Origin of the sequence: Sinorhizobium fredii USDA 205, assembly GCF_001461695.1 — a bacterium.
Lineage (GTDB): Bacteria > Pseudomonadota > Alphaproteobacteria > Rhizobiales > Rhizobiaceae > Sinorhizobium > Sinorhizobium fredii.
In genome coordinates, this window is the sequence record NZ_AUTC01000189.1 from 171,202 (window position 1) to 196,194 (window position 24,993).

General features: G+C 63.2%; 24 protein-coding genes. 16 read left to right on the forward strand and 8 right to left on the reverse strand.

Going from position 1 to position 24,993, the window contains the following annotated elements; all coding sequences use genetic code 11:
- The first annotated feature begins 34 nt into the window (after window positions 1-34).
- The 5 genes from N181_RS27490 (at window position 35) to N181_RS27510 (ending at window position 8,302) form a co-directional block, all read left to right on the forward strand.
- Complete coding sequence (locus N181_RS27490) at window positions 35-2,143, forward strand: S9 family peptidase (RefSeq protein ID WP_014327692.1); 2,109 nt, start codon at window positions 35-37, stop codon at window positions 2,141-2,143.
- Between the two features lie 10 nt (window positions 2,144-2,153).
- Complete coding sequence (locus N181_RS27495) at window positions 2,154-2,681, forward strand: DUF1697 domain-containing protein (protein WP_037391304.1); 528 nt, start codon at window positions 2,154-2,156, stop codon at window positions 2,679-2,681.
- Between the two features lie 359 nt (window positions 2,682-3,040).
- On the forward strand, window positions 3,041-4,009 hold the full coding sequence (locus N181_RS27500; RefSeq protein ID WP_037391305.1) for a homocysteine S-methyltransferase family protein: 969 nt from the start codon (window positions 3,041-3,043) through the stop codon (window positions 4,007-4,009).
- Window positions 4,010-4,135: 126 nt separating this feature from the next.
- The gene (locus N181_RS27505; RefSeq protein ID WP_014327689.1) at window positions 4,136-5,644 is read left to right on the forward strand and encodes a protein adenylyltransferase SelO; all 1,509 of its coding nucleotides are present in this window, start codon (window positions 4,136-4,138) and stop codon (window positions 5,642-5,644) included.
- A 321-nt stretch (window positions 5,645-5,965) separates the two neighbouring features.
- On the forward strand, window positions 5,966-8,302 hold the full coding sequence (locus tag N181_RS27510; RefSeq protein ID WP_014327688.1) for a glucose/quinate/shikimate family membrane-bound PQQ-dependent dehydrogenase: 2,337 nt from the start codon (window positions 5,966-5,968) through the stop codon (window positions 8,300-8,302).
- Window positions 8,303-8,344: 42 nt separating this feature from the next.
- On the opposite strand, the gene bla is transcribed toward N181_RS27510, so the two are convergent.
- Window positions 8,345-9,232 (reverse strand): class A beta-lactamase, encoded by an 888-nt coding sequence (bla, locus tag N181_RS27515; protein ID WP_014327687.1) that lies wholly within the window; start codon window positions 9,230-9,232, stop codon window positions 8,345-8,347.
- A gap of 170 nt (window positions 9,233-9,402) precedes the next feature.
- On the opposite strand from bla, the gene N181_RS27520 reads away from it, so the two are divergent.
- Together N181_RS27520 and N181_RS27525 are read left to right on the forward strand one after the other, a co-directional pair.
- Window positions 9,403-9,816, forward strand: coding sequence for a MerR family transcriptional regulator (locus tag N181_RS27520; protein ID WP_014327686.1), 414 nt, complete (start codon window positions 9,403-9,405; stop codon window positions 9,814-9,816).
- A gap of 191 nt (window positions 9,817-10,007) precedes the next feature.
- Window positions 10,008-10,511 (forward strand): GNAT family N-acetyltransferase, encoded by a 504-nt coding sequence (locus N181_RS27525; protein ID WP_014327685.1) that lies wholly within the window; start codon window positions 10,008-10,010, stop codon window positions 10,509-10,511.
- Window positions 10,512-10,596: 85 nt separating this feature from the next.
- On the opposite strand, the gene N181_RS27530 is transcribed toward N181_RS27525, so the two are convergent.
- From N181_RS27530 to N181_RS27540, 3 genes are all read right to left on the reverse strand, one after another.
- The gene (locus N181_RS27530) at window positions 10,597-11,511 is read right to left on the reverse strand and encodes a c-type cytochrome (RefSeq protein WP_014327684.1); all 915 of its coding nucleotides are present in this window, start codon (window positions 11,509-11,511) and stop codon (window positions 10,597-10,599) included.
- Between the two features lie 80 nt (window positions 11,512-11,591).
- The gene (locus N181_RS27535) at window positions 11,592-12,038 is read right to left on the reverse strand and encodes a c-type cytochrome (RefSeq protein WP_014327683.1); all 447 of its coding nucleotides are present in this window, start codon (window positions 12,036-12,038) and stop codon (window positions 11,592-11,594) included.
- Window positions 12,039-12,248: 210 nt separating this feature from the next.
- Window positions 12,249-12,887 carry a LysE family translocator gene (locus N181_RS27540; RefSeq protein ID WP_014327682.1) on the reverse strand — a complete coding sequence of 213 codons (639 nt, stop codon included), beginning with the start codon at window positions 12,885-12,887 and terminating at the stop codon, window positions 12,249-12,251.
- A gap of 134 nt (window positions 12,888-13,021) precedes the next feature.
- Here N181_RS27540 and N181_RS27545 point away from each other — a divergent pair, with 134 nt between their 5' ends.
- The gene (locus N181_RS27545; RefSeq protein ID WP_014327681.1) at window positions 13,022-13,735 is read left to right on the forward strand and encodes a helix-turn-helix transcriptional regulator; all 714 of its coding nucleotides are present in this window, start codon (window positions 13,022-13,024) and stop codon (window positions 13,733-13,735) included.
- Window positions 13,736-13,804: 69 nt separating this feature from the next.
- Here N181_RS27545 and N181_RS27550 read toward each other — a convergent pair whose 3' ends face one another.
- Window positions 13,805-14,407 carry a superoxide dismutase gene (locus N181_RS27550; protein ID WP_014327680.1) on the reverse strand — a complete coding sequence of 201 codons (603 nt, stop codon included), beginning with the start codon at window positions 14,405-14,407 and terminating at the stop codon, window positions 13,805-13,807.
- Window positions 14,408-14,652: 245 nt separating this feature from the next.
- Between N181_RS27550 and N181_RS27555 the strand changes: the two genes are divergently transcribed.
- Window positions 14,653-15,063 carry a VOC family protein gene (locus N181_RS27555; protein WP_037391315.1) on the forward strand — a complete coding sequence of 137 codons (411 nt, stop codon included), beginning with the start codon at window positions 14,653-14,655 and terminating at the stop codon, window positions 15,061-15,063.
- A 59-nt stretch (window positions 15,064-15,122) separates the two neighbouring features.
- Here N181_RS27555 and N181_RS27560 read toward each other — a convergent pair whose 3' ends face one another.
- Together N181_RS27560 and N181_RS27565 are read right to left on the reverse strand one after the other, a co-directional pair.
- Window positions 15,123-15,671, reverse strand: coding sequence for a glyoxalase superfamily protein (locus N181_RS27560; RefSeq protein WP_014327678.1), 549 nt, complete (start codon window positions 15,669-15,671; stop codon window positions 15,123-15,125).
- Between the two features lie 201 nt (window positions 15,672-15,872).
- Window positions 15,873-16,754: a branched-chain amino acid aminotransferase gene (locus N181_RS27565; RefSeq protein ID WP_037391317.1), complete on the reverse strand. Its 882-nt coding sequence runs from the start codon at window positions 16,752-16,754 to the stop codon at window positions 15,873-15,875.
- A 324-nt stretch (window positions 16,755-17,078) separates the two neighbouring features.
- Between N181_RS27565 and N181_RS27570 the strand changes: the two genes are divergently transcribed.
- The 6 genes from N181_RS27570 (at window position 17,079) to N181_RS27595 (ending at window position 22,703) form a co-directional block, all read left to right on the forward strand.
- Window positions 17,079-18,284, forward strand: a complete 1,206-nt coding sequence (locus N181_RS27570; protein WP_050983962.1) for a multidrug effflux MFS transporter — start codon at window positions 17,079-17,081, stop codon at window positions 18,282-18,284.
- A gap of 123 nt (window positions 18,285-18,407) precedes the next feature.
- Complete coding sequence (locus N181_RS27575) at window positions 18,408-19,448, forward strand: zinc-dependent alcohol dehydrogenase family protein (protein WP_014327675.1); 1,041 nt, start codon at window positions 18,408-18,410, stop codon at window positions 19,446-19,448.
- 166 nt (window positions 19,449-19,614) lie between these two features.
- Window positions 19,615-20,166: a phosphatase gene (locus tag N181_RS27580; protein WP_014327674.1), complete on the forward strand. Its 552-nt coding sequence runs from the start codon at window positions 19,615-19,617 to the stop codon at window positions 20,164-20,166.
- 157 nt (window positions 20,167-20,323) lie between these two features.
- The gene (locus N181_RS27585) at window positions 20,324-20,986 is read left to right on the forward strand and encodes a haloacid dehalogenase type II (RefSeq protein ID WP_014327673.1); all 663 of its coding nucleotides are present in this window, start codon (window positions 20,324-20,326) and stop codon (window positions 20,984-20,986) included.
- Window positions 20,987-20,998: 12 nt separating this feature from the next.
- Window positions 20,999-21,772, forward strand: coding sequence for a trans-aconitate 2-methyltransferase (gene tam, locus N181_RS27590; protein ID WP_014327672.1), 774 nt, complete (start codon window positions 20,999-21,001; stop codon window positions 21,770-21,772).
- A 100-nt stretch (window positions 21,773-21,872) separates the two neighbouring features.
- Window positions 21,873-22,703: an aldo/keto reductase gene (locus N181_RS27595; protein ID WP_014327671.1), complete on the forward strand. Its 831-nt coding sequence runs from the start codon at window positions 21,873-21,875 to the stop codon at window positions 22,701-22,703.
- A 64-nt stretch (window positions 22,704-22,767) separates the two neighbouring features.
- Here N181_RS27595 and N181_RS27600 read toward each other — a convergent pair whose 3' ends face one another.
- Complete coding sequence (locus N181_RS27600) at window positions 22,768-23,160, reverse strand: DUF2780 domain-containing protein (RefSeq protein ID WP_014327670.1); 393 nt, start codon at window positions 23,158-23,160, stop codon at window positions 22,768-22,770.
- A gap of 269 nt (window positions 23,161-23,429) precedes the next feature.
- Here N181_RS27600 and N181_RS27605 point away from each other — a divergent pair, with 269 nt between their 5' ends.
- Window positions 23,430-24,983 (forward strand): helicase HerA-like C-terminal domain-containing protein, encoded by a 1,554-nt coding sequence (locus N181_RS27605; RefSeq protein WP_037391350.1) that lies wholly within the window; start codon window positions 23,430-23,432, stop codon window positions 24,981-24,983.
- Window positions 24,984-24,993 lie beyond the last annotated feature (10 nt).

Below are 24,993 nucleotides of genomic sequence, written 5' to 3' on the forward strand. Positions count from 1 at the left end.
ATGCTCTCCCACCGAAGAGATCCCGGAGAGACCCTTGTCCGTTTTCAAGAACCTGCCCGCCGCGCCCGTCGCTCAGAAGAAGCCGCTTACGGATACGCGCCACGGCGTCGCCCGGACCGATGACTACGCGTGGCTGAGAGCCGACAACTGGCAGGCGATGTTCAAGGATCCGTCAATCCTCGAGCCGGAAATCCGCCGCCATCTCGAGGCGGAAAACGAGTACATGAACGCCGCCATGGCGGACACCAAGGATCTGCAGAAAGCGCTGTTTGCCGAGATGCGCGGCCGCATCAAGGAGGACGATTCCTCCGTGCCGATGAAGGACGGCGCCTTTGCCTACGGAACATCCTACGTGAAGGGCGGCGAGCATCCGCGCTATTTCCGCATCCCGCGCGATGGCGCCGCCGGCGACGAGACGATCCGCCAGGTGTTGCTCGACGGCGACAAGGAAGCCGCGGGCAAGGCTTACTTCCGGATCGCCGGCCTTGACCATTCAAGCGACCATGCGCGCGGCATCTGGGGCTATGACGACAAGGGATCGGAATATTTCACGCTGAAGGTGCGCGATCTTTCGACGGGCGAGGATCTTTCCGACGTGGTCGAGAATACCGGCGGCGGCGGCGCCTGGGCGCCGGACGGCAAGAGCTTCTTCTACACCGTCCTTGACGAGAACCACCGGCCGTCGCGGATCTACCACCACATCGTCGGCAAGCCGCAGTCGGACGATCGGCTCGTCTATGAGGAACCGGATCCCGGCTTCTTCATGTCGGTCGGCGGGTCGCTGCTCGACGACTTCATCTATATCGACATCCATGATCACGAGACCAGCGAATACCGGCTGCTCTCGACCAAGGACCTGGCGGCCAAGCCGCAGCTCGTGGCGGCACGCGTCACCGGTCTCGAATATTCGATGACCGAGGGCGGCGCGGTCTTCTACATCCTCACCAATGCCGACGGCGCCAAGGATTTCAAGATCATGGAAGCGCCGGTGGAAGCGCCGCAGAAGGAAAACTGGCACGAGGTGGTGCCGCACCGGCCGGGCACGCTGATCCTCAGCCACATGGCTTATGCCCGCCACCTCGTCTGGCTGCAGCGCCGGGAGGGCCTGCCGGAAATCGTCATCCGCGACCGGAGGACCGGTGAGGAACATGCGATCGCCTTTGCCGAAGAGGCCTATTCGCTTGGGCTTTCGGGGGCCGCCGAATACGACACCGACGTCATCCGCTTCTCCTATTCGTCGATGACGACGCCATCGCAGCTCTTCGACTACAACATGGCGACGCGCGAGCGCACGCTCTTGAAGACCCAGGAAGTACCGTCCGGCCACGATCCGGACCTCTATGTAACGCGCCGCGTCTTCGCACCGGCGCCAGACGGCGCTGAAGTTCCGGTGACGCTCCTCTATCGCAAGGATACGGTCCTCGATGGTTCGGCGCCGTGCCTGCTCTATGGTTACGGTGCCTACGGCATCACCATTCCGGCCGGCTTCAACACCAATTGCCTGTCGCTCGTCGACCGCGGCTTCGTCTATGCCATCGCCCATATCCGCGGCGGCAAAGACAAGGGCTTTGAGTGGTACGAAGACGGCAAGATGGCAAAGAAGACCAATACGTTCAGGGACTTCATCGCCGCTGCCGACTATCTGAATCAAGAGAAGTTCACATCCTACGCGAACATCGTCGCCGAGGGCGGCTCGGCCGGCGGCATGCTGATGGGCGCAATCGCCAACCTGGCGCCGGAGAAATTCCGCGGCATCATCGCCGCCGTCCCCTTCGTCGACGTGCTGAACACCATGCTGGACGACACGCTGCCCCTGACGCCGCCGGAATGGCCGGAATGGGGCAATCCGATCGAGAGCGCCGAATTCTACAACATCATTGCCGGCTATTCGCCCTATGACAACGTGGATGCCAAGCCTTATCCAGCGATCCTTGCGCTCGGCGGCCTGACCGATCCGCGCGTTACCTATTGGGAGCCGGCGAAATGGGTCGCCAGGCTGCGGGAGAAGACGACCGGCAGCGAGCCGATCCTGCTGAAGACCAACATGGATGCCGGGCATGGCGGTGCCTCGGGGCGTTTCCAGCGGTTGGAAGAAATTGCATTCGAATACGCCTTCGCCATCAAGGTCGCCGGCAGGATGTAGGAGGGTGCCCGTGCCGGTCTATGTCGCGCTGTTGAGGGCCGTCAATGTCGGCGGCACCGGTATGCTTCCCATGGCGGCGTTGAAGGCCATCTGCGAAGATCTCGGCTTTTCCGACGTCAAGACCTACATCCAGAGCGGCAACGTGCTGTTCCGTTCCGATCTGGCCGAGCCTGAGATTCAGCGAAAACTCGAAACGGTGTTGGCAGAACGGATGGGCAAGGCGCCAGGCGTGCTGCTCCGCAGCCGGCGTGACCTCGAGGCCGTCGCGGCAAAGGCGCCGTTTCCGGACGCAAGGCCGAATTTCCTGCTCGTCACCTTCCTGCCGGAGCCCCCGCCTGCGGACTCGCTGGACAAGCTCGTCGCACCGGATGGCGAAGAGGTGAAGATCGACGGGCGGGAGATTTATATCTACTATCCGAATGGATCGGGGCGTTCGAAGCTCAAAATGCCGGCGCTGAAACCCGGTACGGCACGCAACCTCAACACCGTGCGCAAGCTTGCGGAACTGGCTGCGGCTCTGGAGGATGAAAGCGCCTGACTGACATCACGAAGGGATGGCTGCTGGAATAGTTGGTCTGCGTCCAGCGTCTCCCGGGCGATTGACATGATCTCTCGGAACTTGGCGCCGAAGCGAGCCATTCGCCTGTCGTCGAAATCTTGCGGCAAGTTCCTGATGTAACATCGGCATGCGAATTATTGGGCCATAGTGCACCGCGAACCGGCTAATTTAGCATATGCTAACGCGGCGGAGTTTCTTCCGCCCCTGCGCCGGCGCGTCCTCTACAGCGCCGTGCGTCTTCAGACGCAGGTCGTTGTAGCACCATGAATCGCTGCATGTTTCTGTTCCTCAGATCGGCTAGCATTCAAGCAAACATGCAGTAGGAACAGGAGGGAACGATGGAACACGAATTCGCCAAGTACCGACACGACCTGCCGCTTCTACAGGGAGGCACATTCCTCAGCGATGGCGGCATGGAGACGGCGCTGATCTTTCACGAAGGGGCCGAGCTGCCGCATTTCGCGTCCTTCGTCCTCCTGTCCTCGATGGAGGGCCGCAGGCAGCTCCTGCACTATTACACGAGCTATCTGGAAATCGCCCGATGCCGCGACACCGGTTTCGTTCTCGACACAGCCACATGGCGCGCCAATGCCGATTGGGGCGAAAAGCTCGGTTACGACGCTGAAGACCTGGATCAGGTCAACCGCGATGCGGTCTATCTGCTGACAGAACTGCGCGCGCAGTACGAGCGGCCTCAGGTGCCGATCGTCTTCAACGGCGTCATCGGTCCGCGCGGCGACGGCTACAAGGCCGGCATGATGAACGCGGCAGAAGCGGAGGACTACCACGCCGCCCAGGTTGCCGCCTTTGCCGGCAGCGAAGCCGACATGGTGACGGCAGTCACCATGACGAATGTCGACGAGGCGATCGGGGTGGCACGAGCAGCGAGGAAGCACGGCATGCCCTGCGCCATCTCGTTCACCGTCGAGACCGACGGGCGGCTGGTGACGGGTCGTTCCCTCCAGGAAGCCGTGGAAACGGTGGACGCGGAAACCGAGGGCTATCCGCATTACTACATGGTCAATTGCGCTCACCCGAGCCATTTCGAGAGCAGCCTCGATCAGGACCAGGCCTGGGTGCGGCGGATCGGTGGCATCCGCGCTAACGCATCGACGAAGAGCCATGCCGAACTCGACGAAAGCGAGACGCTCGACATAGGCGACATCAGCGATCTGGCGCGGCGCTATCGCTCGCTCACCGGCCGCTTGCCGCATTTGCGCGTCCTCGGCGGCTGCTGCGGCACCGACCACCGCCATATCGCGGCGATTTGCGAGGCCTGCCTGCCGCAGGCGGCGATGAGCGCCTGATCGCGGCTCCTCCCGTCGTTGCGGGCGGGAGGATGGCTGACGATCCCGACCCTCGCGAAAAGTGGACCGCTCGTGTAGACTTGTCGGGAAAGGGCGGCCGGTACTGCGCGGGGCCGCTGGAGTGTGATGAATTCCATACCGCCGCAATCGGGCTCGGCGACGGCCCCGTTTCCCTTCGACAACAGCTATGCCCGATTGCCTGCGAATTTCTACGCCCGGGTCGAGCCGACGCCCGTGGCCGAGCCTTGGCTGATCAAGCTCAACCGGCCGCTCGCCGAAGAGCTGCGCCTCGATATTGCAGCGCTGGAGCGCGACGGTGCGGCGATCTTCTCGGGCAACACGGTACCGGCGGGCGCGGAACCGCTCGCCATGGCCTATGCCGGGCACCAGTTCGGAACCTTCGTCCCGCAGCTCGGCGACGGCCGTGCCATCCTGCTTGGGGAAGTCATCGGCCGCGATGGAAAGCGCCGCGACATCCAGCTCAAGGGATCCGGGCAGACGCCCTATTCCCGCCGCGGCGACGGGCGGGCAGCGCTCGGGCCGGTGCTGCGCGAATATATCGTCAGCGAGGCGATGCATGCGCTTGGCGTGCCGACCACCCGGGCGCTTGCCGTCACGGTGACGGGCCAGCCCGTCTATCGCGAACAGATCCTCCCCGGAGCGGTCTTCACTCGCGTTGCTGCCAGCCACATTCGCGTCGGAACATTCCAGTTCTTCGCCGCGCGCGGCGACATGGACTCGGTCAAGGCACTGGCCGACCACGTCATCGACCGCCACTACCCGGAATTGAAGGCCGCCGACGAAAACCCCTATCTGGGCCTCCTCAAGGCGGTGTCGGCCCGCCAGGCGGCGTTGATCGCGCGCTGGCTGCACATCGGCTTCATTCACGGCGTGATGAACACCGACAACATGACGATTTCGGGCGAGACGATCGACTTCGGACCGTGCGCCTTCATGGACGCCTACGATCCGAAGAAGGTCTTCAGTTCGATCGACCAGTTCGGCCGCTACGCCTATGCCAACCAACCGGCCATCGGACAGTGGAACCTCGCCCGGCTTGCCGAAACGCTGGTGACGCTCTTCGACCCGACCGCCGACGTGGCCGTGAACCTCGCCAATGATGTGCTCGGGGAGTACGGAACGATCTTCCAGAACCACTGGCTCGACGGCATGCGCCGCAAGATCGGGCTTTCGACGGCGGAAGACGGCGACCTGGAGCTGGTGCAGGCGTTGTTGGCGCTGATGCACAAGGGCGGCGCCGATTTCACCCTCACCTTCCGAAGGCTTGCTTCCTCGGCGGAGGACGCAGGCGCCGATGTCGAGCTTGCCAAGCTCTTCCAGGCACCGGAGACGCTGTCGCCCTGGCTCGCGGACTGGCGTCGCCGCCTGGCACGCGAATCCCGCCAGCCGGTCGAGCGCGCGTCGGCCATGCGCGCCGTCAATCCGGCCTTCATCCCGCGCAACCATCGTGTCGAGCAGGCGATCGAGGCGGCGATCGAAGATGCAGATTTCTCGCTGTTCGAGGCGCTTGTCGACGTCACCTCGAAGCCCTACGAGGGCCAACCGGGGCATGCGGCCTATGCCGAGCCGCCGCAACCGGACGAAGAAGTGCTGCAGACCTTCTGCGGCACCTGACAGGCCGCAGCCGCGCTTCGGCTCCCTCAGACCGAAGTATATCCACGGCTGAAAAACTCCCAGAAAATCAAAGCGCTACCGCAACCCGTCGCGCGTCCGAAAACAGGCGCAGGCCGTAGTGGGCGCCATTGAAAGGCGCGTGCATCGCGTTACCTTTGCAATCGATGTGCTGAATCGCGTCGATGCTGCGCATGAGTCGAGACGAAGGTTGGCAGCGGAAATCCGCACGCATTCTTCGTCCGTCGTTCAGTGCGGTCCGCCCGGGCCAGCGAGAACGAAAGGTGCCGCAGCGCCGTTCTTCAAATTCGGGAGTTCGACTTCATGCCCATTGTCCTGACCGCCCTTCTCTTCGCGCTGATCGGTCTGACGCTCGGCGCGGGAGGGACGAGGCTCGTCCTGCTTGGCGGCAGTCCATATTATCTCATCACCGGCCTGGCCTTCCTGCTCACGGCATTGCTGCTCTTCCGCAAGAATGCTGCGGCGGTCTGGGTCTATACGTTGATCATCCTCGGCTCGCTCGCCTGGGCCATTTGGGAGGTCGGGTTCGACTGGTGGCGGCTCGGCCCGCGTGGCGGCGTGATCATCCTCTTGGGTCTCTGGCTGCTTACACCGTGGGTCCGGCGACCGCTCGGATTCATCAGCCCGTCGGGCGAACGCTACAGCGCCAGCGCCTGGCCGCTTGGGCTCGCTGGTCTCATTGCGATCGGCGTCGCGCTCTATTCGATGACGCAGGATGTTCATGACATTCGCGGCGACCTGCCGACAGACATCGTCGCGGCCGACCCCAATCTCGGCGGCAACGTGCCGCCCGCCGAATGGCATCACTACGGCCGCACCCTGTTCGGCCAGCGCTATTCGCCGCTCGATCAGATCCACAGGGAAAACGTCGCGACGCTCGCGGTGGCGTGGCAGTATCAGACCGGGGACGTGAAACTGCCGGAGGATATCGGCGAGACCACCTATCAGGTGACGCCCCTGAAGGTGAAGGACACGCTCTATCTCTGCACGCCGCACAATTGGGCAATCGCACTTGATGCCGCCACCGGCAGGGAGAAATGGAAATATGATTCGAACTCCGGGCTGAACCCGGACCGCCAGCACCAGACGTGCCGCGGCGTCACCTATTGGGCCGATCCGGCTGCAGCCGTCGGCAGCCCGTGCGCCGAGCGCATCTACCTGCCGACCTCGGACGCCCGGCTGATCGCGCTCGATGCCGCAAACGGTACGGTCTGCACCGGCTTTGCCGATCAGGGTGTCCTGCACCTCGAACAGGGCATGCGGTACAATCCCGCCGGCTACTACTATTCGACGTCTCCACCAGTCGCGGTCGCCGGCAAGATCATCGTCGGCGGCGCCGTCAACGACAATTATTCGACGCAGGAACAGTCCGGCGTCATCCGCGCCTTCGACATCAATACCGGCGCGCTCGTCTGGAACTGGGACAGCGGCAATCCCGAGCAGACGACGCCGCTGCCGCCGGGGCAATTCTATACGACCAACTCGCCGAACAGCTGGTCGGTCTCCTCCGTCGACGAGGCCCTCGGGCTCATCTATATCCCGCTCGGCAACCAGGTGCCCGACCAGCTCGGCATGGGGCGCAGCGAGCATGTGGAGAAGTACTCCTCCTCGATCGTCGCCCTCGACATCAATACAGGCGCTGTGCGTTGGGTCAGGCAGACGGTACATCACGACCTCTGGGACATGGACGTGCCGGCGCAGCCGGTTCTGCTCGACATCACGAAGGAAGACGGAAGCGTCGTGCCGGCCCTAGTCGGCCCGACCAAACAGGGCGATATCTATGTGCTCGACCGCCGCAGCGGAGAACCGATCATTCCGGTCGAGGAACTACCCGCCCCCGGCGGTGCGATCGCCGAAGATTTCACCGCTCCGACCCAGCCGGTCTCCGGCCTCACCTTCATGCCGCCGCCGCTTGAGGAACGTGACATGTGGGGGATCACCATGTTTGACCAGCTCGCCTGCCGGATCGAGTTCCTCTCGTTGAAATACGAAGGCCGCTATACGCCTCCTTCTCTCGAAGGAACGCTCGTCTATCCCGGCAATTTCGGCACCTTCAACTGGGGCTCCGTCGCCGTCGACCCGGAGCGCCAGGTCATGTTCGGCATGCCCACTTATCTCGCCTTCACCTCGCGGCTCGTCCCGCGCGACCAGATCCCGCCCAAGGGTGAAGGCGAAAAGGGCAGCGAGCAAGGTCTCAACCGCAACGAGGGGGCGCCCTACGGCGTCTATATGGGTCCGTTCCTCGGTCCCCTGCAGATTCCCTGCCAGGCGCCGCCCTGGGGCTATGTCGCGGGCGCCGATCTCAGGACCGGCAAGATCGCCTACAAGCACAAGAACGGTACTGTCTACGACATGACGCCGCTACCGCTTCCCTTCCGGCTCGGCGTGCCGGGCATCGGCGGGCCGATCGTCACCAAGGGCGGCGTCGCCTTTCTCGGTGCAACGGTCGACAATTTCCTGAGAGCCTATGACGTCACGACCGGCGACCAGCTCTGGGAGGCGCGGCTTCCGGCCGGCGGCCAGGCGACACCGATGACCTACATGTCCGGCGACAAGCAGTATCTGCTGATGGTCGCCGGCGGACACGGCTCGGTCGGTACCAAGCCGGGCGACTATGTGATCGCCTATACGCTACCCTGATGGCGTCGACGAGACGGCGCCGCTGAAGCAGCCGCTATAAGCTCAGGCCATACCGGCGACAATCCTGCCGATTTCGGCGAAGATCGGGTTGAGCTCTGCCGGCCGCAGCTTCGCTTCGCCCGTATAGACGGCGATCAGGATCGGACCACGGCTCTCCGGTCCGGCGAAGGCTATATCGGAGACCGCGCCGGTCGAACTCGTGCCGGTCTTGTCGCCGATCCGCCAGGACTTCGGCAAGCCGGCACGAAGCCGCGCGTCGCCGGTCGTGTTGGCGACCATCCATTCGATAAGCTGCTGGCGCGAGCTTTCCGACAGGACGGAACCGAAGGCGAGTTTGCCGAGCGTCCCGATCATGGCGGCGGGCGTCGTTGTATCGCGCGGATCGCCGAACCTGGCTTCGTTGAGGTCCGGTTCCGTCCGGTCGAGGCGCGTCGCCTCATCGCCGATCGACCGCAGCCAGGAGGTCAGACCGGCCGGACCGCCGAAGCTCTCGAGCAGCAGGTTTCCGGCGGCATTGTCGCTGATGGTGATCGCCGCGTCGCAGAGTTCAGCTATCGTCATGCCTTCGCCGCCCACATGCTTCTCGGCGACCGGCGAATGGGGCAGCAGGACGTCCTTGCCGAAGGTGATCCGCCGATCGAGTTTTTCTTCGCCGCGATCGACGCGCGCAAGCGCGCATGCGGCGGCGAGCGCCTTGAAGGTCGAGCACATGGCGAAGCGCTCGGTCTCCCGGTAACCGAAGGAAGTGTTGGTTTCCGTATCGAGCACCGCCACGCCAAGACGCCCGCCGGTGCGCTTTTCGAGTTCAGCGAGCAGTTCCGTCACATCGTCATCGGTCGCAGCGGCATGCGCGGGTCCGGCAAGTGCCAGTGCCGGGCAAAGCAGCGCCGTGCCAATCAGCACATTGCGGCGAGTGATGAACTTGGACATCTCATTCCTCCGGTTGGCGGGCGAAGCAGCCGCTGAGCATAAATTACTGATATTGAATATTATTCTGCGTCGATCCGAAGCTTCGACTGGCTAGGCTGGGATTGTGGCGACCTTGTGCCCATTGCAACAGTCCCTATATACCTCCAGAAGCTATAGCTATGGAGCGCACAATGTATTCGATCGGCGACCTCTCCCGGAGGACCGGCGTCAAAATTCCGACGATCCGCTACTACGAGCAGATGGGACTGATCGCCGCGCCCGAACGTTCGGAGGGCAACCAGCGGCGTTACGAGAAACGCCAACTCGAGCGGCTTGCCTTCATCCGTCACGCGCGCGACCTGGGCCTTTCGATCGAGGCGATCCGTGAACTGCTGGCACTCAGCGAACATCCGGAACGACCCTGCGGCGAGGCGGATCGCATAGCGGCCGAACATCTCATTTCCGTTCGAGAGAAGATCGCGCGCCTCACGAAGCTCGAGCAGGAACTGGAGCGGATTGTCGCCTGTCACGGCGATCATACGATCGGCGACTGCTATGTCATCCGGGCGCTTGCCGATCATTCCCTCTGCGAGGGCGAGCACTGATGCGGAATCCCCGTTGACAATTTCGATGAAATGAACAATCTACGCGCATGATCAAGAGCGCACCCATTTGCCGCGTATATTTTTGGCTGTTCCGATAGGAGCGGCCTGCTGATCATATTCAACAAGGCCGCCATCAGGCGGCTTTTGTTTTTCACGGCACCTGATGGCGGGAAAACCATGAGGAGCCGAGAATGCTGCAGACCGCCACCCCCACCCTTCATCATATTCCCTCGGTCAGAGCACCGATGGTTACGATCCGCTGTGCCAAGCCGCGCGATCTTCCCGAACTGCGCGAAATGATCGCCGAGCTTGCCGCCCATCACGGCGATGCCGCTCCGCTCACCTCGGAGCAGCTCGAACGCGACCTCTTCGGCCGCACTCCGTGGATCACCGCCCTTGTCGCCGAGGCCGGTGGAGAGCTGATCGGCTATGCGATCCTGGTGCCGCAGTACCGGGCGGCCGAAGGCGTGCGCGGCATGGAATTGCACCACCTCTTCGTACGCCCTGCCCATCGCGGCACCGGCATCGGCCGGCATCTCGTCGCCAAGGCGCGCGAACAGGCAAAGATGGCCGGTTGCGAATACCTGGCGGTCAGCGCCGCCACCGGCAATTTCCAGGCGCACCGCTTCTACGAGTCGGAGCGCTTCGTGCCGCGGCCGGTGACCGGCATGCGCTATCTGCAGAAGCTCGGTTGAACGGGAGGGACCAACGCCTCTCCCGCGCTCCTTGCCGGCGAATGCGTGCGCTGTTGTCCCAGAACACAGTTTTGGGCGACATGCATCAGGACGGAGGCAGCGCCTTCAAGTAGGCGGCAATCGCCTCCCTCTCGGAGGCCGGAAGCTTTGCCATGTTCTTCTGGACCTCGACCATCGAACCGCCGACCGAATCGAATTCTGGCGTGAAACCCGTCTCGAGATAGGAGGCGATGTCCGATGCGCTCCAGCCGCCGATGCTCTTCGAGCCGGGGGTGATGTCCGGAATCCGCCCCTCGCCTTCCGGGTTCGGGGCGCCGGCCAGCCACCGGTCCGCTTCGAAACCGCCGAGGGCGTTGCGCGGCGTGTGGCACTCGCCGCAATGGCCGGGGCCTTCGACGAGATACTGCCCGCGGGCGAGCTTGGCGTCGGCGGCATTGACGTCAACCCGCGGCGCATCCGTGAGGTACAAGAGCTTCCAGCCGCCGAGGGCCAGGCGGATATTGAAGGGGAACGGCAGATCATGCGGCGGCGCCACATTGGCGCTCTTCGGTAGCGTTCGCATAAAGCCCCAGAGATCGGTGATGTCCTTGGGGCTCATCCGCGCATAGGAACCGTAGGGAAAAGACGGGTAGAGATGCTCACCGTCCTTGCCAACGCCGCGCGTCATGGCGTTGCCGAACTCGGCGAGCGTCCAGCCGCCGACACCGGCCGTCTCGTCCGGCGAGATATTCGGCGGGTAGAAGGTCCCGAAGGGGCTCTTCAGCGGCCGGCCCCCCGCCAGCACCAGCCGGGCGTCGTCCTTGGCGCCGGATGCGGCATGGCAACTGGTGCAGCCGCCAGCCCAGAAGACACGCTCGCCACTGGCGATATCCGGCTCGCCCAGCCCCTCCCAATGCGCGGCATCCCAAGGGGCAGGCTTCGTCAGCCACCAAAAGGCACCGGCGCCGGCCACAGCCAGCAGAACCAGGCCGGACAAAAGCCTTGTTGCGCGCCGCCCCATCAGCTCTCCTCAGACTTCCAACACAGAAAAGAATGCGCCGGGCGAACCGGCGCATTGAAGGAAGAATCAACTGCCTTCCGCTACTCTTTCTTCAGACGATAGCTCTCATGACAGCTGGCGCAATCCTTGCCGAGGACGCCGAGCGCGGCGCCGACGCCGGCCTGGTCGGCCGGCAGTTCGGCGAGAATCTTCTCGGCATCGCCGCCGAGCTTGGCAGCCTTCGCCTTGAAGTCATCCATGTTCTGCCAGATCTTCGGGCTCGCCTCGGTCTCCGAACCGGTTTCGGAGCCGGCCGGGAAATGACTCGGAAAGACCTTCACCGTCTCGCGGATCGTCGTCAGCGATGCCTTGACGATTTCGGCGTCATAGGGCTTTTCGCCCTTGGCGATACCGCCCAGCGCACCCGCGGCTTGGCCCACCTTCTTCATCAGTTGCTGGCGGACCGCCTGAGGTTCATCCGCGGCGGTGACAGCGGTGATGCCCAAGCCTGCAAGGGCGGCCGCAAGCGCAAATGCTCGTATCTTCATCATGGTCTCCGGTCGTTCGAACCCGCTTCCGCGGCTTCCTGTTGAAGGCGCCCGGCATGATGGCATTTTGGCTTTTCGACGGAAGTAACATTTTTTTGATGTGCTTGTCATTCCAGCATAATTCGCCGCGCTATACCTGACGGCGCGGCGGAATTGCATGAGCCAATAACATGATTACAGTAATCATGTTTACCTGAAATCGTCGGCAACTCACCCGGCACCGCTCCAACCTTGCCAGACCGTGAGCACGGCGATTGCGACAAGCAGCAGGCCGGCGCCGCGGCCGATGGCAACCGTCGCGCCCGGGCTGCCGACCAGCACGTCGCGGCCGCGGCCGGCGGCAAGCGCCAGCCCGCCATAGACGGCAAGCTGGGTCACGGCGATCATCAGTGCCATCACCGCCGCCTGCGACCAGACGGGACCGAACTGCGGCTTCAGGAACTGCGGATAGACGGCGAGCATGAAGAGATAGGCCTTCGGATTCATCAGGCTCGTCAGCGCCCCCTGTCGAAAGCTCGCCCAGCGCGAGAGCCTCGTCCCCGCCTCGACGCCGCCGATGGTGATCGAACTGCGCAGCAGCGAGAAGCCGATCCAGGCGATGTAGGCGGCGCCGAGGAGGAGGAGCACGTTGAAGAGTTCCGGCACCAGATGCAGCACGACGCTGACGCCGAGCGCCGCATAGAGCGTGTGCAGCACGCCGCCCGCCATGATGCCCGCCGTCGCGGCGAGCCCGGAACTGCGCCCGCCGGTTATCGCATTGGCCAGCACGAAGACCATGTCCATGCCCGGGACGATGATGATGCCGAAGAGAAGGGTGAAGAAAAGCCAGAGATTTTCTGCATAGGTCATGTCAGTTGCTCATCGAGATTAAATACGGAGTGCAGGTCCGGATCGCCGATTTTTCAATCCGTTGGCACATGCTATAGCTCTCTCCAACTGACAGGGTTCTGTCAGGAGCCTTTCGGGTTGGTGGGGTTTTTGCGATGCGCAAGGCAGCACGGCTTTTCGAGATCATCCAGATATTGCGGCTTGCCCGGCAGCCCATCACCGCCGCCGAGATTGCGGAGAAGCTCGAGGTGACACCGCGCTCGATCTATCGCGACATCGTCGCCCTCCAGGCGATGCGCGTGCCGATCGAGGGCGAGCGCGGCCTTGGCTATATTTTGAGGCCCGGCTTCGACCTGCCTCCGCTAATGTTTTCGATCGAAGAGACGGAAGCGATCGTGTTGGCGCTGGCGCTGCTCGCGCGCACCGGCGACGAGGAGTTGAAGGCCGCGGCACAGCGGGTCAACCGGAAGATCACCGGCGCCGTCCCGGAGCCGCTGCGCCAGGCATTCCAGTCGCAGGCGCTGCACGCCTGGGGCACGATCGCCGCCCCGCCATCCACGGTCGACCTCGCCATGATCCGCCGGGCGATCCGCGACGAACAAAAGCTCGCGCTCGATTATCGCGACGAACTCGGCCGGGCGACGGAACGCACCGTGCGGCCGCTGGCGCTGATCTACTATTCGGAGCATGCGATGATGGTGGCGTGGTGTGAGTTGCGCGGGGACATCCGCAATTTTCGCGCCGACCGGGTGGAGCACTGCGAGCCGGCCGGAGCCTTCTTCCGTGGCGAAGGCGAGAAGCTCAGGCAGTTGTGGATCGCCGGTTGGAAAACGAATGCCGTCCGGCCGCTCGAGGCGGAGAACGCGTAGTGCCGGCCGAAACGAAAAGGCCCGGCGCAAGCGCCGGGCCGGATTCGCTGTGACCAAGCAACCAAACGGTTACTTCGCCGCCGCCTCATACATTTCGAGGACGTAGTCCCAGTTGATGAGATTGTCGACGAAAGCTTCGAGGTATTTCGGCCGAGCATTGCGGTAGTCGATGTAGTAGGAATGCTCCCAGACGTCGACGCCGAGGATCGGCGAGGCGCCGTGCACCAGCGGGTTTTCGCCGTTCGGGGTCTTGGAGATTTCGAGCTTGCCGTTCTTGACCGACAGCCAGGCCCACCCCGAGCCGAACTGGCCGGCGCCTGCGGCGATGAAATCCGTGCGGAACTTGTCGTAGCCGCCGAGATCCGACTTGATCGCCGCATCGAGCTTGCCCGGCAGGCTGGTGCCGCCGCCGCCCTTTTTCATCCACTTCCAGAAATGGATGTGGTTGTAGTGCTGGCCGGCATTGTTGAATAGCGGCTGGTTGGTGCCGTAGGACTTCTTGACGATTTCTTCGACCGACAGGTTGGAAAGACCGGCTTCCTCGGCGAGCTTGTTGCCGTTCGTCACATAGGCGAGGTGATGCTTGTCGTGATGGTATTCTAGCGTCTCGCGCGACATGTAAGGCGCCAGCGCATCGTAGTCATAGGGAAGGTTCGGCAATTCGAAAGCCATTGTGGCATCTCCTCTTGGCATTGGATTTCGTGACGGAAATCTGTGAGCGGGAACATAGGCACCGCCTTGGCGGGAGGCAACCGATGCGGTGCCAAAATTTCCCTAAGCCACGCAAAATACTTTCATTGCGCCCGTGGCGATCATCACGCCTGCCCCGATCTGCGAGCGCAACTTTCTTGCCGCCTCTTCGTTTAGGATTTGGCGCAAGTTGCATTTGCCGGCGCCGGCTGCTGTGGAGAAAAGCAATGGAATTCCACCAAGGACGTCTCATCGACCACGTGCATCTGCGCGTCCAGGATCTCGGTGTCAGCAAGCGCTTCTATCAAGCGGTGCTTGGCGCGCTCGGCCATCGGCCGACCTACGAGACCGACCAATTTTTCGCGTTCGACGAGTTTTTCGTCGACAAGGCGGATGACTATCGCACCCGCGTCCATCTCGCCTTCCAGGCCGCCGACCGGGATACGGTCCAGCGCTTCTACGACGCGGGCCTGGCCAATGGCGGCACAGACAACGGTGCACCCGGCGAGCGCCCCTATCATCCGGGCTACTTCGCCGCCTTTCTCCTCGATCCCGACGGCAACAATGTCGAGGCGGTCCATCATGGGCCGACGATGCGCTCTTCCGCCGATGTCGTCGTGCGTCCGGTCGAGCCTTGAAGTGTCGAGGGCGGGTGCTGAAGCGAAGGCGCCCGCCGCCCGATGAGGCTTACCGCTGCCTATCGTTCCTTCAGTTCCATGAACCGGATGCGATTGTTGAACGGGTCAATCACCGTCAGCTCGAGCCGCGTTCCCTCGTCCTCGAGACCTGGCCGCATGTAGCGGTAGTTCTTGGCGAGGAGCTCCTTGTGGAAGGCACGGATGCCCCTCATGTAGACGCACATGTTGCCGCCGGGCGTCGCATCTCCCGCATGCTCGGAAAGGTGCAGCTTCAGTCCGCTTCGCGAGACCTGCGTATAAAGCGGAAAATCGTCGCCATAGCGGTGCTCCCAGTCGACGGTGAAGCCGAGGAAACCGAGATAGAATTCCTGTGCCTTTGCCACGTCGAAGATACGAACGATCGGCACTGCCTGCTCGAACGCGATCCCCGCACCGTCTTCAGCGGCACCCGCGGCATCAATCTTCGCTGACAGGATGTTCCAGGTGCCGAGCCCGAACTGGCGGGCGACGATCTCAAGCGCCTCGCTGTGGGTGATTGTCACTTGATTTTCGGCGAAAGCCTCCCGCAGGGCTTTCGCCATGGCCTTCGCATCGCGATGGTCGCGCATGTCCGTTCCTCGTCACGGCGAACTTCGTCAGCGCCCGCATTACCAACGCCTTCGCCCGACTGTTGAAACGGTGAGCAAGGATCAGTGGAGGCGTTCGCCATGCCCTTATCGGGCGCGAGCTGCCGGCCGCCTCCGGCCAGGATGCAACCTAGCCAGTCGAACAGCCTTTGTCAGCCGGAATATCGCGCTTGAATTGCGGCCCTAAACGTCACCGCTCGAATGCGCCCAGTCCATGTAGAGGTCGCGCGCCTTGGTCGTGATCGGGCCCGCTTGCAGGTCGCGGTCGTCGAGGCGGGTCACCGGCACGACCTTCGAATAGTTGCCGGTGGTGAACATCTCGTCGGCGATTTCGAAATCGGCCATCGTCAGGGTCGTTTCAATCACCTCGAAACCCGCCTCGCGCAGCAGGCCCATGACGCGCGAGCGGGTGATGCCGGCGAGGAAGGTGCGGTTGGCGGCCGGGGTGAAAACCACGCCGTCCTTGACCATGAAGATATTGGAGGAGCCGGTCTCGGCGATGTTGCCGAGCATGTCGCGCACCAGCGCGTTGTCGAAGCCGCGCGAGCGCGCTTCCTGGAGGATGCGGGCATTGTTGGGATAGAGGCAGCCGGCCTTGGCATCCGTCGGCATGCATTCGAGCGTCGGGCGGCGGAAGGGCGACAGCGTCAGCGCCGAGCCGGCGTGGGCGTTGCCCATCGGCGCCTCGAACAGGCAGAGGGCGAAGCGAGTCGAATCCGGGTCGACCGCTACGACGCTCCAGGAGCCGTGCTCGCCCCAATACATCGGCTTCACATAGAGCGCCGTCTTGCCGTCGAATTTCTTGACGCCCTCGAAGGTCAGCGCCTCGATTTCCTCGGCGGCCATGGTGGGCTTCAGGCCAAGCGCTTGCGCCGAGCGATTGACGCGCTGGCAATGGAGGTCGAGATCCGGGGCGATGCCGTCGAACCAGCGGGCGCCATCGAACACCGTCGAGCCGAGCCACATCGCATGGGAGGTCGGCCCGATCAGCGGCGGGTTGCCGGAAAGCCATTCACCGTCGACATAGGTCCAGGTGGTGGATCGGGGGGATGTATCGACAGCCATCGGTGCCTCCTCTCGTCGCGCTGCGTTCCCTTCCGATCTAGCCGGAAAAAGCAGCATTGGGGTGAATGGGTACATCAAAAAATGTCATGCCGTCCATTCTGGAGCGGCCTTGAGCGCCGTGACAGAATGAGGGCGGAAAGGAATGCGACTTTTGCCGATATCGGCATACCGGCCACCATGTCGTAAGCTGGATTTTGCCGCATGGTCGCAAATCTCCGCCTTTGCAATGGATTCTTGCGGCACTAATTCGCTTCACGACGCCGTTAAGGGGATACGATATAGATTGAGCTATCCTTCTCGTTTCTCACCCGGCCCATCACATCCTTGATCAGTTTTCGCGAACGCATTTCCCTCTACGCTCTTCTAACCTCGCTGACCTCCCTCAGTATCGATGCGCTGTTACCGGGGTTGCGGGAGATCGGTGCGGACGTCGGGGTTGCGCCACCGCTTTCCACCCAGCACGTCATATCCCTCTTCATCTTCGGCATGGCATTCGGTGAACTACTGCTGGGCCCACTGTCCGACGCGATCGGGCGGAAGAAGGCGCTTCTCCTGGGCCTCTGTGTCTATGTGGCCGGGACCTTCATCGCCATGCTGGCGGGGTCGCTGGAAATGGTGACCCTCGGTCGGTTCCTTCAGGGCGTGGGCGTGTCCGGCCCGAAAATCGCAACGCGAGCGATGATCCGCGACCAGTTCGAGGGGGATGCGATGGCCCGCGTCATGTCCTTCATGTTCACCCTCTTCATTCTCGTGCCAATGCTGGCTCCGGCCCTGGCACAGGGCCTGATCGGCATCGGCGGCTGGCGCAGCGTTTTTGGGGCCTATCTGGCAATTGCGGGCATTCTCGGCCTGTGGCTGGTGGTTCGGCAACCGGAAACCTTACCTGCAACCAGGCGCATCCCATTTCGGCCAAGCCTGCTGTTCCTCAACGGCCGGCGCATCCTGTCAAACCGCCGTGTGGCTTTGCTGATCGTTGCGACAGGGATCGTGTTCGGGGCGCAGCTCCTCTATCTCAGCACCGCTGCCGATCTGTTCTTTGACGCCTATGACATCAAGGAAACCTTCCCCTTCTACTTTGCAGTACTGGCCACAGGGATAGGGCTTGCTTCATTCGTCAATGCCAAGCTCGTCCAGCGGTTCGGCATGGAAACAATGGCACGCGCCGCCTTCATGGGATTGGCATCGACAGGTTTTCTGATGACGGTCACATCCATGCTGTGGGGCGGTCGCCTACCCCTTCCAGCTCTGATGATATTCGTCTTCGTGGCGTTCTTCGCCATTGGCGTGCTCTTCGGCAACCTGAATGCCATGGCAATGCGCTCTCTCGGACAGGTGGCCGGCTTGGGCGCATCTTTGATCGCGTCAGGATCGAGCCTCGTCGCAACCCTGTTCGCGATCGGCATGGGTAGCTTCTATGACGGCACGGCCGTGAACCTGTCCGTGGGTTTCTTTGCCGCCGGCGCCAGCGCGCTCGTTCTGGCGGAAGTGGCGACCCGAAGCGATATGTTACCAATCGAGGCGATTCGATAATTCCACACATTTTGCATAGTCTGGTCGATTATGCCGAACTGCCGCATGGCCAAAAGAAAGCGCGACGGCCGCCAAACACGGTCATGCGGCATGATCCGGCTTGGTCAATGGAGAAAAGCGCCGATGAAAGCGATGTATTACGAGGCCTTCGAGAAAACGCCGGAAATCCGGGCGGTCCCGGATCCGAGCCCAAGCGAAAACGGCGTCGTCATCAAGGTCGAGGCGACCGGGCTCTGCCGCAGCGACTGGCATGGCTGGATGGGTCATGACCCGGACATCCGCCTGCCGCATGTGCCGGGCCACGAACTGGCGGGAACGATCGCCGCCGCCGGCCGCGGCGTCGTGCGCTACAAGGTCGGCGACCGGGTGACGGTGCCCTTCGTCTCCGGCTGCGGCCGCTGCGGAGAATGCCGCTCCGGCAACCAGCAGGTCTGCGAGGCGCAGTTCCAGCCGGGCTTCACCCATTGGGGCTCCTTCGCCGAATATGTGGCACTCGATTTCGCCGACCAGAATCTCGTGCATCTGCCGGAGAGCATCGATTTTGCGACGGCTGCCAGCCTCGGTTGCCGCTTCGCCACCTCCTTCCGGGCGATTACCGACCAGGCCCGCGTTGAAGGCGGCGAATGGGTGGCGGTGCACGGCTGCGGCGGCGTGGGTCTTTCGGCGATCATGATCGCCGCGGCGCTCGGCGCCAATCCGATCGCCATCGACATTTCCGAGGATAAGCTCGCCTTTGCCCGGACGCTCGGCGCGGTCGCTGCAATCAACGCGCGCGAGACAGATGATGTCGCCGGCGCCGTTCGGGAGATCACCCGGGGCGGCGCTCACGTCTCGATCGACGCGCTCGGCTCGCCGGTCACCTGCTTCAACTCGATCAAGAATCTGCGTCGCCGTGGCCGTCACGTCCAGGTCGGCCTTATGCTCGCGGAGCATGCGACGCCTCAGATCCCGATGGCCCAGGTGATCGGCCACGAGCTCGAAATCTACGGCAGCCACGGCATGCAGGCCTGGCGCTACGACGCGATGCTGGCGATGATCAGCGCCGGCAAGCTCGACCCGAAGCGGCTGATCGGCCGGGAGATCTCGCTGGAAGAGGCCGTGCCGGCGCTCATGACGATGGACCAGGCAACGGACCTTGGGATCAGCGTGATTACGCGGTTCTGAGGTGACGACCGGGCTCTCGAAAGACCCCTCCGCAACCCCTCCCCACACAGGTGAACTGACCCCCAAAGGTTGGACATCCACTTTCGGGGGTCAGTTCATTCGCCTTCCCTTGGACATCAGCGCTGGTATCCTAACCGTGACCAAGACGAATCAGGGAGGTCCCGTCATGGCGCTTGCGGCTCAGGCCACGGAAGGCGAACTCTATCGGCCCGTTCTCGGCGCCAATCCGGCCCATCCGAGCGGCTGGCCGGTGCGGCTGATCGTGAGTTCGCAGACGGAGGCCCGGCACAACCGGGCGGATTGGGCGCCGACGCATCTCGTCTCGATCCGGGCGCCTGCAACCCGCCTGCTTTCGATGATCGAACTGCCGGCGGAGCGGCATCTGGAACTTTATTTCGGCGACGCGACCGACCCGGATGCGCCGGATGCGGCGCGTACCGAGGCGATCGAGTCGACCTTCGCCTTCATCGACGGACTGCAGAAGGACGCCCACCTGCTGATCCACTGTCTGAGGGGCATCGGCCGCTCGACGGCGCTGACGCTCGGCATTCTGGCGCGCTACATGGAACCGGAGAACGCGGCGGCAGCCCTGCACGCGCTCCGCCCCGAGGCCAAGCCGAACCGGCATGTGGTCGGCCTCTGCGACGCAACCCTCGGGCTCAAGGGCAAGCTCGCCAAACAGGCGCTGCGGTTTCCGACGAAGGTCTGGAAAGGCTGAGCGATCACGACGGCAACCGTTTCATTGTGCGGCGCACAAAAATCTGACATGATCCCCTAAAACAAATGGCGAAGCGGCGCGTTCTTCGTCGCAAGAGCATCGTTTGAGGCTGCCGGTCCAAAAGCGCCCAGGACGATGATAAAGACGGGAGAGTTCGATGTCCCATGCGGCCTATGTCTTCGATGCCTATGGCACGCTTTTCGACGTCCATGCGGCCGTGCGCCGACACGCCGAGGCGATCGGCCCGGACGGCCAGGCTTTCTCCGAACTCTGGCGCGCCAAGCAGCTCGAATATTCCTGGGTGCGCTCGCTGATGGGCGCCTATGTCGATTTCTGGCAATTGACCGAGCAATCGCTGGATTACGCCTTCGCCCGCTTCCCGTCCGCCGACCCGAAGCTCAGGAAGCCGTTGCTCGACGCCTACTGGGCGCTTGATTGCTATCCGGAGGTCCCGGCCGTGCTCAAAGGATTGAAGGAGCGTGGCGCCCGCATCGCCATCCTCTCGAACGGCTCGCCGGCCATGCTTGCATCGGCCGTCAAGAATGCCGCCCTCGACATCATTATCGACGACGTCTTCTCGGTCGATGCGGTCAAGGCCTTCAAGACGGCACCCGCCGTCTACGACCTGGTGACGACGCAGTATCGGCTCTATCCGCATGCGGTTTCGTTCCAGTCGTCGAATCGCTTCGACATCGCCGGCGCTACCAAATTCGGCTTCCGCACGGTGTGGATCAACCGCGCCGACATGCCCGACGAGTACAAGGACTATGGCCCCTCGCTCATCCTGCCTTCGCTTGAAAGCCTGCAAATCGGCATTTGAAGGAGCAATCCGATGGCCTGGTCGGCAGCGCAATATGTGAAGTTCGAGGACGAGCGGACGCGGCCGGCGCGCGATCTTCTTGCGCAAGTCCCTAATCTCCCCGCCGGTCCCGCCTTCGACCTCGGCTGCGGGCCGGGCAATTCGACGCAACTCATCCTCGAACGCTTTCCGAACAACCCGCTCGTGGGCATCGACGGCGACGAGGACATGCTGGAGGCTGCTCGCAAACGCCTGCTCGGCCTGCGCTTCGAAAGGGCCGACCTTGCCGGTTGGACGCCGCCGCAAGGGGCTGCACTCTTCTTCGCCAACGCCGTCTTTCAATGGCTGCCGAAGCATCTCGACATCCTCGAGCGGCTCGTCGAAGCGCTGGTGCCCGGCGGCACGCTTGCCGTGCAGATGCCCGACAATCTCGACGAGCCGTCGCATCTCCTGATGCAGGAAACGGCCGAGGAACGGGCCTTTGCCGCGGCCTTCAGCGGCCGTACGATCCGGCGCGTGCCCCTGCCCTCCCCGAGAACCTATGTCGAAAGGCTGGCTCCGAAGGCGGCGCGGGTCGAAGTCTGGCACACGACCTACTACCACCCGCTTGCCAGCGCGAATGCCATCGTCGAATGGGTGAAGGGCACGGGGTTGCGTCCCTATCTCGACGCGCTACCCGCCAACCGGCGCAAAGATTACCTCGCCGCCTATGCCGAGAAGATTCGCAGAGCCTATCCGGTGATGGCCGACGGGCGGGTGCTGCTGCGCTTCCCCCGCCTGTTCATCGTCGCCGTCAAGGCGCTCTGAACCGCCGGCGAACGGTCCGGCCGTCAGGCTTGAAGCTTCGACCGAGCGCGACAAGTATAGGAAGACGCCTGTTACCTATGCCGCGACCAAGGAGCCATCCATGCATGCAGTCAATTCCAACGGCGCCAATATCCCCGCCCTAGGTTTCGGCACGTTCCGCATGTCGGGAGCCGAGGTGCTTCGGGTCTTGCCGCAAGCCCTGAAGATCGGCTTCCGCCACGTCGACACCGCGCAGGCCTATGGCAATGAGGCCGAGGTCGGAGACGCCATTCACAAGTCGGGCATTCCGCGTGCCGACATCTTCCTGACGACGAAGGTCTGGGTCGACAAATATCGCCATGACCATTTCCTCGCCTCGGTCGACGAGAGCCTCAGAAAGCTCAAGACCGACCACGTCGACCTGCTGCTCCTTCACTGGCCGGGCGGCAGCGACGTGCCGATGGCCGAGCGCATCGGAACGCTGAACGAGGTTCGGAAGGCGGGCAAGGTGCGCCATATCGGCATCAGCAACTTCAATACGGCGCAAATGGAAGAGGCGGTCGGCCTCAGCGCGGTGCCAATTGCGACCAACCAGGTCGAATACCACCCCTATCTCGACCAGGCGAAGCTGCTGCAGGCGGCACGGCGGCACGGCATGTCGCTGACGGCCTATTATGCCATGGCAAACGGCAAGGTGCCTTCCGAGCAACTGCTGAACGACATCGGCGCCCGCCACGGCAAAACGGCCGCGCAAGTGGCGCTGAGATGGCTCGTGCAGCAGCAGGATGTGATCACGCTGTCGAAAACCGCCACCGAGGCGCGGCTCAAGGAAAATTTCGCGATTTTCGATTTCGCGCTGACCCGGGAGGAAATGGCGGCGATCCGCGATCTTGCCCGCCCGGACGGCCGGATCGTCAACCCGGCAGGTCTTGCGCCGGTGTGGGACGATTGAAGTAAGAGCAGGGATTGCTACCCCCTCTGGCCTGCCGGCCAGAGGGGGTATCGCTTACAGGCGATCAGACGAACTGGCTGAGACCCGGAACGGAGGCGACCACCTCGTCGACGACCTCCTCGCCGGCCTTTTCCTTGGCATAGGCGATCGTTTCCCGGGCGAGCCCCGTGATCTCGCCCATGCCGAGCCCCTGGCTCATCAGTTGCTGGCCGAGCGCCATGACGCCGCCGCCGCCGATCGCCGACAGCAGCCCGCCGAGCAGGCCGCCGCCATTGCCGCCTTCGCCGTTGTACTGAGCAACCAGCTCGGGCGCGCCGGGAATCGCCTCGATCATCCGGGCGACCGGGCCTTCGGCCGCTTCGCGCTGCAGGAAGCCGAGGATCATGCCCACCGCCTTCTCCGCCGTCGCGGGCTCGAGTCCGACATTTTCCGCCACCCGCGTGACCAGTTCACTCATGGAAATCTCCTCGTGTAGTTTTTGACGTTGACGTCAAGGTAAATTATCGTTCCCGGAATGACAATAGCACCGCCACACCTAACCGTCCTGTGTCAACATAGCCGGCAATCGATGGCTGGCGAGCGCCTCGCCTCCCCTACGACCCGTGTTGCCGGGTCGAGATGCACAGCCTATAACAGAACCGAGCAATATATCGATGACGGACTTTGTACGATATTCGGCAAATGCCCGGTTCCATTGACAAAATCGATTCGACGGAGAGGAATGCCATGCTGCAGGAAGGCAAGCTCTATATCGGGACCAGCCGCAAGCCGGACGATTCGATCAACAAGCCGGAATATCTGGAACTGAAGTTCGGCAACCGCCATGGCCTGGTCACCGGCGCCACCGGCACCGGCAAGACCGTGACGCTGCAGATCCTTGCCGAGGGCTTCTCGAACGCCGGCGTTCCGGTCTTCTGCGCCGACGTGAAGGGCGATCTGTCCGGCATCGGGGCGATCGGCGAGGCGAAGGACTTCCTTGTCAAGCGCGCCGAGCAGATCGGCCTCTCGCCCTATGAATTCCAGGAGTTCCCGGTGATCTTCTGGGATCTCTACGGCGAAAAGGGCCACCGGGTCCGCACGACGCTCTCGGAGATGGGACCGCTTCTCCTATCGCGGCTGATGAACGCCAGCGACGCCCAGGAGGGCGTCCTGAACATCGCCTTCAAGATCGCCGACGAAGGCGGCCTGCCGCTTCTCGACCTCAAGGACCTGCAGTCGCTGCTCAACTACATGGGCGAGAATGCCAGCGAGCTCTCCAACCAGTTCGGCTTCATCTCCAAGTCGTCCGTCGGCTCGATCCAACGCGAGCTCCTGATCCTCGAGCAGCAGGGTGCCGAACACTTCTTCGGCGAGCCGGCGTTGAAGATCACCGACATCATGCGCACGACGAATGACGGGCGCGGCGCGATCTCGGTGCTCGCGGCCGACAAGCTGATGATGAACCCGAGGCTCTATGCGACCTTCCTGCTCTGGCTGCTGTCGGAGCTTTTCGAGGAACTGCCGGAGGTCGGCGATCCGGACAAGCCGAAACTGGTGTTCTTCTTCGACGAGGCGCATCTGCTCTTCAACGACGCGCCGAAGGTGCTCCTCGAACGCGTCGAACAGGTGGTCCGGCTCATCCGCTCCAAGGGCGTCGGCGTCTATTTCGTCACCCAGAACCCGCTCGATGTGCCGGAAACCGTGCTCGCCCAGCTCGGCAACCGCGTCCAGCATGCGTTGCGGGCCTATTCACCGCGCGAGCAGAAGGCGGTGAAGACGGCGGCCGACACGTTCCGCGCCAATCCGGATTTCGACTGCGCCGCGGTGATCACCAATCTCGGTACCGGCGAGGCGCTGGTCTCGACGCTCGAGGGCAAGGGTGCGCCGTCAATGGTCGAGCGCACCTTGATCCGGCCGCCGGCCTCGCGGCTCGGTCCGCTGACCGAGGCCGAGCGGCAGAACGTGATGACTGTCAGCCCGGTGCGTGGGCTCTACGACGAGGACTTCGACCGGGAATCGGCCTACGAGATCCTTGTCAAGCGGGCTGAAAAGGCGGCAGAAGCCGCCGAGCAGGCCGAAGCGCAGGCGACCGAGGAACAGCCCGGCCGCGGCCGTTGGACCCTGCCGGGCTTCGGAGACGAAGCGGAAGAGGCAACTCCGGGCCGGCAGGCCCGGCCGCGCTCCTCGGGCTACCAGCGCGAAACGATCGTGGAGGCCGCGATGAAATCTGTCGCCCGCACGGTCGCGACCCAGGTGGGGCGAGCGCTGGTTCGGGGCATTCTCGGCAGCCTGAAGCGATAGGCTGGACAAA